7 protein-coding genes are annotated in these 9,742 nt (G+C 71.9%); 2 read left to right on the top strand and 5 right to left on the bottom strand.

Features of this window, described 5'->3' with window-relative positions; all coding sequences use genetic code 11:
* Nucleotides 1-488 precede the first annotated feature (488 nt).
* Nucleotides 489-1,652, top strand: a complete 1,164-nt coding sequence (locus MTP10_RS18875; RefSeq protein WP_310710782.1) for an AI-2E family transporter — start codon at nt 489-491, stop codon at nt 1,650-1,652.
* Between the two features lie 18 nt (nt 1,653-1,670).
* On the opposite strand, the gene MTP10_RS18870 is transcribed toward MTP10_RS18875, so the two are convergent.
* From MTP10_RS18870 to MTP10_RS18860, 3 genes are read right to left on the bottom strand one after another with little or no spacing between them, the layout of a single operon-like run.
* Nucleotides 1,671-2,372 carry a helix-turn-helix transcriptional regulator gene (locus tag MTP10_RS18870; RefSeq protein WP_310710781.1) on the bottom strand — a complete coding sequence of 234 codons (702 nt, stop codon included), beginning with the start codon at nt 2,370-2,372 and terminating at the stop codon, nt 1,671-1,673.
* 43 nt (nt 2,373-2,415) lie between these two features.
* Nucleotides 2,416-3,291: a hypothetical protein gene (locus MTP10_RS18865; protein WP_310710780.1), complete on the bottom strand. Its 876-nt coding sequence runs from the start codon at nt 3,289-3,291 to the stop codon at nt 2,416-2,418.
* A 52-nt stretch (nt 3,292-3,343) separates the two neighbouring features.
* Nucleotides 3,344-4,732: a hypothetical protein gene (locus MTP10_RS18860; RefSeq protein WP_310710779.1), complete on the bottom strand. Its 1,389-nt coding sequence runs from the start codon at nt 4,730-4,732 to the stop codon at nt 3,344-3,346.
* Nucleotides 4,733-4,847: 115 nt separating this feature from the next.
* On the opposite strand from MTP10_RS18860, the gene MTP10_RS18855 reads away from it, so the two are divergent.
* The gene (locus MTP10_RS18855; protein ID WP_310710778.1) at nt 4,848-6,467 is read left to right on the top strand and encodes a molybdopterin-dependent oxidoreductase; all 1,620 of its coding nucleotides are present in this window, start codon (nt 4,848-4,850) and stop codon (nt 6,465-6,467) included.
* 6 nt (nt 6,468-6,473) lie between these two features.
* Here the strand turns inward: MTP10_RS18855 and MTP10_RS18850 are convergent, their stop codons facing one another.
* Both MTP10_RS18850 and MTP10_RS18845 read right to left on the bottom strand, forming a co-directional pair.
* Nucleotides 6,474-8,135: a carbohydrate binding domain-containing protein gene (locus MTP10_RS18850; protein ID WP_310710777.1), complete on the bottom strand. Its 1,662-nt coding sequence runs from the start codon at nt 8,133-8,135 to the stop codon at nt 6,474-6,476.
* An 82-nt stretch (nt 8,136-8,217) separates the two neighbouring features.
* Nucleotides 8,218-9,642, bottom strand: a complete 1,425-nt coding sequence (locus MTP10_RS18845; RefSeq protein WP_310710776.1) for a carbohydrate-binding protein — start codon at nt 9,640-9,642, stop codon at nt 8,218-8,220.
* Nucleotides 9,643-9,742: the final 100 nt, after the last annotated feature.

Raw genomic sequence — 9,742 nt, 5'->3', positions numbered from 1 at the left:
GATCAAACTCTCCAAAAAAGGTCTGAACCTAACTGAAAAAAGGAATCCGTCACCGAAATGACGGGGTTGTGCATCATGCACTGGCTTTTAACACACTGTTGAGTTCTCAAGAAACGGACGCGTACTCCCCAGAACTGCGAGAGGCGCTTTTCGCTTCGGTCTTTCGTTGTGTCTTTATTCTTTCAGCGACCCGATTTACTGTCAAATTCGGCGCTTCCGGAATTCGGACTCCGCCCCGTCTCCGAGGCAACTCTCCAACCCTACTCCGACATCTGACCGATGTCAAAGCCGCTGTCCAGAGGCACCGTGCAGACGCACAGTGATCCGCCGGATGGCGATGGGACTGGGGAGAGGCCCTGAGCGAGGCCGGCGATCACCGCCGTCCTCGTGGGACTGGTGAACTCTATGCAGCCCTTCCCGAACCGTCAAATCAACGGATTCACGAGCCCTTTGCGGTGTTCCCGCCCAGCCCCGGGTAGGTACATGACGTGCGCGATCAACCTGCCCTACCCAGAGCGCTCATCGTCCTGCTGGGAATCGCCGGGGCGGTCATCGCCCTGTTCGGGATGCGTGAGGTCGCGTCCATCCTCGGCCCGGTCGTGCTCGCGCTCGTCCTCGTCATAGCCGTCTCGCCGGTGCGCCGGTGGCTGCAGCGGCGCGGCGCGCCCGGCTGGTCGCAGGTCCTCCTGCCGTTCCTGATCGTGGTGCTCGTCCTTCTCGGCATGGTCGCGGTCGCGACGTACTCGGTGACGCAGCTCGCCACGCTGCTCCCCACGTACGCCCCGCAGTTCCAGAAGCTCCTCAGCGACGCGCAGAGCTTCGCGGCGGCGCACGGCATCAGCAACAGCATGATGAACGACGCGGTCAAGGCCATCGACGTGGACAAGATCGTGGGCGTCGTGCAGAGCCTGCTGTCCAGCCTGGTCGGCGTCCTGTCCAGCCTGTTCCTGATCGTGGTGCTGCTGCTCGCGATGTGCCTGGACGCGCCCGTGACCGCGAGGATCCTGGCCGCCGGGCACGCCCACCAGCACCGGCTGGTGGCCGCTCTGGACACGTTCGCCGACAAGACCCGGCGCTACCTCATCGTCTCCACGGTGTTCGGACTGATCTGCGCGGTGCTGGACACGGCGGCGCTGTCGATCCTCGGCGTGCCGCTGCCCGTGCTGTGGGGCGTCCTGGCGCTGATCACGAACTACATCCCGAACGTCGGCTTCGTCCTCGGTCTCATCCCGCCCGCCCTGCTGGCCCTGCTCGACGGCGGCGTCAAGCAGATGCTGCTGGTCATCGCCGCGTACTGCGTCATCAACGTGGTGATCCAGTCGTTCATCCAGCCGAAGTTCCTGGGCGACGCGGTGGGGTTGTCGACGACGATGACGTTCCTGTCGCTGATCCTCTGGGCGTTCGTGCTCGGGCCGCTGGGGGCGCTGCTGGCGATTCCGCTGAGCCTGTTCGCGCGGGCCCTGCTGGTGGACAGCGATCCGCGCGCCACCTGGGCCTCCGCGCTGTTGTCCGGTACGCCGCCGGACGAACCGCCCGCCGCCGCGCCGCCCGGCACCCCACCTCCGACGGAGTCGCGCGCGCCGGCCGCGACCGGAGACCCGGTGACCGAGAACGCCAAGGCGGCCGGAAGTCCGGTCCAGCGGCGGCGATGACGCCGGGGCCGGGCGGACTCAGGTGAGAAGGCGGCCCAGCGGGACGCCGCTCAGCCGCTTGACGTCGTGGGACAGGTGGGCCTGGTCCGCGTAGCCGGACGCCGCCGCCACCTCCGCCAGGGCGACACCCGAGCGGGCCAGCCGCAGCGCGTGCTGGAACCGCACGACGCGCTGGAGCGTCTTGGGCGGGTAGCCGAACCCGGCCACGCTCCTGCGGTGGAGCTGCCGCTCGCTGAAGCCGAGCTCCCGGGCTGCCTCCCGAACGCTCGACCCCGACCGCAGCGCCGCGACCAGGGCGGGGGCCGCCGGGTCGGCGGGCGCCGTCTCCCGGATGCGGGCGGTGACGGCGGCCCGCATGAGGCGCAGGCGATCGGCGAGTGCGTTCTGCGGAGAGTCCGGTGACAGGACGGGGCGCCAGGCCGGGGCGTCCAGCGAGGCGAGGGTGACGCGCTCGTCGCGCAGCCAGTGGACGGGCACGCCGAACACCTCGCCCGTCGCGCCCGGCCGGAACCGGATGCCGGCGTACCTGTCGCCGGGCAGCATGGGCGCGGGCATCGGCCCCGTGTCCGGGCCCGCCACGAAGAGCCCGCCGGGCCCCCAGATGAGGTCGACGCAGCCGTCCGGCACCACGAGCTGTGTGCCTCCGGCCTCGCTGACGTGCGACCACTCGCACACGACCCGGCCGGCGAGCCCGGGCGCGGGCGGCCGTTCCTCGTACATCCCTCCACGCTAGGCCACGGCACCGACAGCGTGGAGTGAGGGCTCAGGCGTTCAGGCGGCCGTACGCGCGCAGGGTCTTGAGGCGTTCGACGGTCACGTAGCCGCCCCACTCGTGCTCGACCAGCGGCGTCCACATCGTCCAGTTGCCGTTCCACCCGCCTTCGGGCGACTGGGCGGCGGCCAGCGCGTCCAGGTGCCGGTCCAGCAGCCCGGCGTCGAACAGCGGCAGCCGCAGCGGCGACGGCGCGAAGTCCAGCGGGAAGTGCGCCTCGCCGGAGGCGTCCGGGTCGAGGGCGACGGTGTCCAGGATGGCGGGCCGCAGCCGGGCGAACTCGGCCTCCGCCCGCTCGCGGTCCGGCGCCTGCTCCAGGAAGGCGACGACGGCCCGCGCCTCGTACGGCGTGGTGCGCTCGACGGCGGCGATCCGCGTCCAGCAGAACCCGGTGGCCGGCTCCAGCCAGGGATGGCGGACGCGGTGCTTGTGCAGGAGCGCGACGATGGAGGCGGTCGGCACGAGGTTGCCCGGCGGGTCGTCGCCGGTCTCCCACCAGGGCGCGCGGGCCATGCCACGCACGCTGGGGAGCACGAACGGCACGCCGCCGTCCCCCGCCGTCACCGACAGCAGGTAGTCGCACGCCGGGGGCACCATCGGGTCGGCGAACGCGTCCAGCTCGTCGAGGATGTGGAAGGCCACCTCGACCGGCTCGGGCTGGCTGGCGGCGCCGCGCAGGTCGGGTTCGAGCGCGTTGCCGAAGCCGCCGTCGGCGTTTCGGTAGCAGCGCAGCGCGTCCAGCACCGGTCGCGCCTGTCCGCCGGCGAACAGCGCGGCGAAGCGCAGCCGGTCGATCAGCCTGCCGTGGAGCTCCAGGTAGGCGGCGGCACGGGCGAGCATGCCGTCGCCTGTCGTGTTCGTGTCCATGGGCGGACGCTATCCGGCACGGCACGCCCGGCTCTTGTAGGAAACGGACGTCCTAGACGGCGGAGGTGACGCGTGCCCTGCCTGTGGCCTCGTCCGGGGCGGCCGTCAGGCGGGACGCGACGCGGCGGCCCCACGGCATGGCGACGAACAGCAGCGGCAGCAGCACGATGGACGCCCGCGACCACTGCGAGTGCAGGAACCACCAGGTGTCGACGTCGAACTGGGTCATGTACAGGTAGCCGTAGGCGGCCCACGCCGACCCGCCGATGATCGCCGGCCACGCGAACCGGGTCGGCCGGGCGATCAGGAACGGCATGAACCACAGCAGGTACTGCGCGCCGAGCCGCGGGGTGACGACCATGAAGATCAGCAGGATGGCCGTGGTCATGTCGATCGGGTCGGCCCGCCGCCAGAGGAAGATCACGCCGACGACGCAGGCGTAGATGAGGTTGGTGCCGAACTTGGCGAGATCGGCCCGCAGCTCCCAGTTGCCGCCGGTGAACCACGGGGTCCAGCCCCATTCGCCGACGATCGGGCGGATGTCCTGGATGGTCTTGATGACCTCAGGGATCTGCTGGAGCGTGGTGCCCGCGAAGACGGGCAGGGTGACCAGGAAGAACAGCGGCACCAGGCCGGTCATGAACAGCGCCGCCACCCGCGCGCGCAGGTGCGGCAGGAGCAGCAGCATGCCGGGGACGAGCCAGATCGGCCAGCTCTTCGCGCACAGGGCGAGGCCCATGAGCAGGCCCGCCAGGCAGGCCCGCTTGAGGTCGGCGCGGTCGGTCGGGCCGGGCGTCAGCGCTCGCCGGAGCATGCCGCCGGGGCCGAGCACGCGGTACACGGAGGCGCGCCAGCCGTAGGCCGTCACACCACGGCGGACGCGGGCGACGACCCGGGTGGTGACGCCGGCGCGGTCGTGCGGGCCCGGCCCGCGCGCCACCACGAACGCGGCCACGCCGAAGACCAGCGCCACCGGCTCGACCTGGCCATGGATGCAGGCCACCAGCAGCGCGAGCGGGTTGAGCGCGTACTGCAGGGCGCGCAGCGACGCCTTGGGGCCGCCGGCCAGCTTGGCCACGAGCGGGATCAGGACGATGTCCGCGACGACGGTGACCAGCCGCCCGGCGTACTCCCACGGGATGCCCAGCCACAGCAGGATGCCGTAGACGTACGGGATCGTCGGCAGGAAGTGCCAGCCGCCCTCGCTGGCCAGCACGGGGTCCTGGCCGTTGAGCACGGCCTCGCCCGCGGGCTTGAAGCTCTCGACGAAGTCGACGGGCTGCCACGAGTCGTGCGCCGCGGTGAACAGCAGCAGCACGCGGACGGCGACGCCCACGACCACTGCGACGACGATCGGCGGCCGCCAGTCACGCCACTGGGCGATGACGGCGAACACGACTCCTGCGACGAGGACTGTCCCGGTGAGAAATGCGTATTCCATGGCGGGTCTAGCCTGCCGTACTCGCCTGGATGCTGCTACTTGCGAGGGCATTCTTATCCCCGACATGGCGGGTCGTACCGCGATAGACCGTGACCGTCTGTGTTGAACTCTTTCCATGGGGGGATCGCAGGTCAACCGGGCTCTGGCCCGGCTCTACTTCGAGGTGAAAGATGAGCTTCGCGACCCGGTCGCCGCCTGGGCGAAACTCACAGCAAATTCTGAGGTGTACCGTCGCGCCCGGGGCGGGCGGCGCGTGCCGCTGGACGACGGGACGGCGGCGGAGCTGACGGCCGCGGCCATCGTGCACACGGTCGCCGAGCACGGCGCGGACCGGGTGGCCGCGCTCGCGACCTCGCCGCTGGCGGGGCTGGTGGGCGCGCTGGGCGGCGCGGTCCTGACCGAGCAGCCGAGCGCGCCGCGGCAGGTGCTCGGCCCCGGCTTCCGCGGTCCGGAACCGGACGACTGGCCGCGTGTCGCGTACGTGATGCTCTGGGGTGAGAACAACCGGCTGACCCGCACGCCCGGCACGCCGTCGGTGATCGCCGGACGGTACAAGGGGCAGAAGGTCGTCGCGATCGGGCCGCATCCGACGCGGCTGTCGGACGAGACCCTGGTCGTGCGGCCGGGCACGGACGGCGCGCTGGCGATGGCGATGGGGCATGTGCTGCTCAGCGAGTTCCTGGTGGAGCGGCCGGTGTTCGCCGAGCACGCCCTGGACCACACCGACCTGCCGTGTCTCGTGCGGCTGCGCGAGGTGGGCGGGTCGTGGGTGGCGGGCTGCGGCATCGGGCGGCGCGCGGACCGGCTCAGCGTGTACGGCGGGCCGCGGGGCGAGGCGGTGGAGGTGCTGCTGCCGCGCTTCGACGACGGGCCGGGCGCGCTGCGGCGCGGGGTGCCGGTGCGGCGCTACGGGGATCTGCTGGTGACGACGGTGTTCGACCTGCTGCTGGCGGTGTACGGGGTCGCCAGGGAAGGGTTGCCGGGCTGCTGGCCGGGCGGCTACGACGACCGGGGCGAGCCGTACACACCCGCCTGGCAGGAGCCGCTGACCGGGGTGCCGGCCGCGCGGGCGGTCAAGGTGGCGCGGGAGCTGGGTGCGACGGCGGAGCGGACCGGAGGCCGGTGCGTGATCGTGCCGGGGCGGCTGGAGACGGCGCACGCCGACACCGCGTACCGGGCGATGCTGGCGCTGCTCGTGCTGGCCGGGTGCGGGCGCGGGTGGGCGCAGGAGGAACGGGGCGACGAGGTGGCGCTGGTGCCGTACCTGTGCCTGCACGCCCTGGGCGAGGACGGCGCGAACGTGGGGAAGCTGTGCTGGCCGCTCGCCGACGGCGTGCTGAGCGGGCGCACGGCGCGGTCGGTGCTGGTGGAGGCGGTGCGCGACGGGCTGCCGATGGCTCCCGCGCCGCGGGTGCTGGCGCTGCCGCGGCCGATCTACCCGGTGCCGCCCGAGCTGGACCTGCTCATCGGACCGGACGACAGGTGCGACGTGGCGCTGCCGGACGCGGGGCTGGTGGCCGACGCGGTGGCCAAGCTGGCGGTGGGGCGCGTGGACCCGGTCCCGGCGCGGGCGGAGAGTTCGTCCGCGCCGGGACCGATGCGGCTGATGGTGGACCACGCGTGGATGCACGAGTACGGGGAGGCGCTGCCGACCTACCGGCCGCCCGGGCCGGGGCTGCCGGTGAAGCCGACCGAGCTGGTGCCCTACCTGCCGCTGGTTCCGTTCATCCCCTGAGCTCTCTCAGCCCGTGAAACCTTTGAAGATGCCGGTGAACTCGTAGGCCGACTGGGCGATGCCGCTGCACGTCGGCGAGACGCCGCCGCCGGGGCAGCCGCCGTTGTCGCGGCCGGCGGACCAGAAGCCCATGAAGCCGATGTGGTTGGCGTTGGCCCAGTCGCGCAGTTCGCGGGCGTCGGCCTGGGTGGTGGTCATGCCGGTGTCGTTGCGGCCGATCATCGGGGTGACGCCGAGCATCCGCCTGAGCTGGGCGTCGGACCGGGACGGCCAGACAGTCCTCATCTGGGCGAGGGTGGCCCGGGCCGCCGAGATCATGGCGTCGCCCCAGTCGCCGGTGTGGCCGAAGTTCATGAGCATCGGGTTGACGACGACCTCCAGCCCGCGGGCGGCGGCGTCCTGGAGGATCTGCAGCGAGAACGGGTCCACGCCGTAGTCCTGGCCCTGCACCCGCAGCGTGTAGCGAACCGTCGTGCCCCGCTCGGCCTGGAGCTGCCTGAGCGCGGTGTTGACCTTGGTCACGTCGATGGACGCCTCGACGTCGACGTCCAGGTGGTTGGTGCCGACGGTGTCGAGCACCTTCTTGTACGCGGCGAGCAGCGCGGCCGCGCTGCCGCAGGCGTGCTCCAGGTAGGGGCCCATCGCGCCGCCGCTGGCCACGACGACCTGGCCGCCCTGGGCCTGGAGTGCCTTGACGTCGCCGATGATCCGCGGGTCGGCGAGCGGGATCGTGCCGCCCCAGGCGGGGTTGCAGCCGGTGCTGTCGCCGAGGACGAAGGCGAGCGTGTAGTTCTTGACGCCGGTGGCGGAGGCCGCGGCCGTCAGGGAGGGCGTGGTCATGGTGATGTCGATGTACGGGGCGTACCGGATGGCTCCCGTGGGCGGCGGCGTGGTCCCGGTCGTCCGGGCGGTGGCGGTGGCGCTGTAGGCGGAGCAGTTGCCGGCGGCGTCGCAGGCGCGTACGCGGAAGCCGTAGGCCGTGTCGGCGCTCAGGCCGGTCGCGGTGTAGGTGGTGGACGTGACGGAGGCCGGGGCGCCGTTGTCACGGGAGACCTCGTAGCGGGCGACACTGCCGGAGTCGTCGGTGGAGGCGTTCCAGGAGAGGGTGAGGCTGGAAGCGGTCGCGCCGGCGGCGGACAGGCCGGCGGGCACCGTGGGCGGCCGGGTGTCGGGGGCGCCGCCGGGGCCGTCGAGGACGACGTCGTCGGCCAGGTAGGCGGACTGGCCGTACCAGCCGTTGACGTACACCGTCACGGTACGGGTGCCGGCCGGGGCGGTGAAGGAGGTCGTGAGCTGTGCCCACTGCGAGCCGGGTGCACCCCAGGTGCTGACCTCCACGCCCGTGCCGGTGGCGCCGAGGAAGACGTACGAACCCTGGACCCAGGCGGACAGGCGGTAGGTGGTGCCGGGCTGGACGGTCACGGTCTGCCCGCAGCGGGCGTAGTCGCTGCCGGCCGGGGTGCCCTGGAGGGCGCGGGCGCCGCCGTGGACGGGCGAGGAGACGGCCGCGGCGGTGCCGGAGCAGGTCCAGCCGGCGAGGTCCGACTCGAAGCCGGGGTTGGGGAGGATGTTGGCGGCGGCGGCCGGGGCGGCGTTCAAGACGGTGAGGCCCGTCAGACCGGTGGCGAGCGCGACGGCCGCCACGAGTCCCCGGATGCGGAGCTTCATGGGGGGTGTCCTTTCGTGGGAGCGCCCCACCGCGCGGGGCGCGCGGTGGGGCGGTGGTACGGCGGGCTCCTGGTCCGGCGGGTCAGAAGCCGGCGGTGATCCGGGTGAACTCCCAGTCGGCCTGCGAGATGCCGCTGCAGTTGGACACGACGCCGCCGCCGGGGCACGGGCGGTCACGGTTGACGGCCCAGTAGGCGAGCCTGGTCAGGCCCTTGCCCTTGGCCCAGTCACGGATCTGCGTCCACGTGGCCGGCGAGGTCAGCTCCTGCTGGTCGGACAGTCCGTTCATGCCGGAGATGCCCATGTGCGCGTATGCCTGGGCGTCGCTCCAGCCGAAGGCGTTCTTGAGGGCGTTCTTCAGGCCCTCGGAGGCGTTGACGGTGTCCTGGTAGATGTTGGTGCCGCCGAAGTCGAACGGCATGATCGTGTAGTTGTCGATCGGCACGCCGAGGGCCTTCGACTGGTTGATCAGACGGACGCCATGCGCGTTGGGACCGGTCTTGGTCGTGCCGAAGGTGACGACGACCTTGACGCTCGGGTTGTTCTGCTTGACGATCTTCAGGCCGTTCAGGATGCGGTCCTGGACGGTGTAGTTCTCGAACTCGTCGGTGTTCTCGATGTCGAAGTCGACCACGGCGGGGCCGACGGCGTTGATGACCTGCTGCACCGCGCCCGCGAACGCCTGCGGCGTCGAGCAGTTCGGGCCGAGCTTGTTGCCCTGCCAGCCGCCGAAGGAGACCTGGACGCTGCCGCCCGCGGACTTGACGGCCGAGATGGCCTGCGCGTCGGCGCCGCCGGTCAGTGGGCGCTGACCGTCCCACGCGGGAGTGCAGCCGCCGCTGGACAGGATGAACGCCATCGTGAACGACTTGACGCCGGTCGCGCTCATCACCGAGGCGGGGGCGGGCGGGTTGCCCCAGCCCATGTAGAGGTAGGGGGCGCCGGGCATCTTGGTGCCGCCGCCCGTGCAGCCGCTGGTGGTGCCGGTCACCGAGGCGCCGGCGGACTCGCCGGCCGAGTTGTAGGCGCGGACCGTGTACGTGTGCGTGGTGCAGGTGCCGAGCGAGCCGATCGTGGCCGTGGTGCCGGTGACCGTGGCGCGCACCGTGGAGCCCTCGTAGACGCGGTAGCCGGTGACGGTGCCGGTCGAGGCGGTCCAGGACACGGCGATCGAGCTGCTGGTGGTCGAGGTCACCCGTGGGGAGCCGGGGGTGGAGGGGGCGCCCGGCGTGCCCGGGTCGCCGCTGACGGGCTTCCACAGGGCCGGCACGATGGGCGGCTCCCAGCCCACCTGCGAGGTGTGGGCCTGGATGCACTCGTAGTCGACGCCGTTGTAGGTGACGCGGGCGCCGACGGCGTAGGAGACGTTCGGCTGCCACTGGGCGGCGAACGCCGCGGAAGTGCTCGGGACGGCGGTGGCGCCGGCGGCGGGCACAGACGTGGCGGCTCCGGCGCCGATCATGGCTACGGCGGCGAGTAAGGCGAGGAACATGCGACGGAATCTCATGGCATTTCCCTGGAAGTGCGGCTTCACGGGTGGGGGGTGCGCGGGGCGCCCGGTCCGGCGCCTTCCGCCCGAGGTGCCGTACGGCTCGCACCGGGGGGTG

The organism is Nonomuraea sp. 3-1Str (genome assembly GCF_031570565.1).
Classification (GTDB): domain Bacteria; phylum Actinomycetota; class Actinomycetes; order Streptosporangiales; family Streptosporangiaceae; genus Nonomuraea.
This window is presented reverse-complemented; position numbering and strand designations above follow the sequence as displayed.

Bases quoted from the DNA above. Each gene is read 5' to 3' on its own strand.
- MTP10_RS18870 (WP_310710781.1), bottom strand. From the start codon at position 2,372: ATGTACGAGGAACGGCCGCCCGCGCCCGGGCTCGCCGGCCGGGTCGTG.
- MTP10_RS18860 (WP_310710779.1), bottom strand. From the start codon at position 4,732: ATGGAATACGCATTTCTCACCGGGACAGTCCTCGTCGCAGGAGTCGTG.
- MTP10_RS18850 (WP_310710777.1), bottom strand. From the start codon at position 8,135: ATGAAGCTCCGCATCCGGGGACTCGTGGCGGCCGTCGCGCTCGCCACC.
- MTP10_RS18865 (WP_310710780.1), bottom strand. From the start codon at position 3,291: ATGGACACGAACACGACAGGCGACGGCATGCTCGCCCGTGCCGCCGCC.
- MTP10_RS18855 (WP_310710778.1), top strand. From the start codon at position 4,848: ATGGGGGGATCGCAGGTCAACCGGGCTCTGGCCCGGCTCTACTTCGAG.
- MTP10_RS18845 (WP_310710776.1), bottom strand. From the start codon at position 9,642: ATGAGATTCCGTCGCATGTTCCTCGCCTTACTCGCCGCCGTAGCCATG.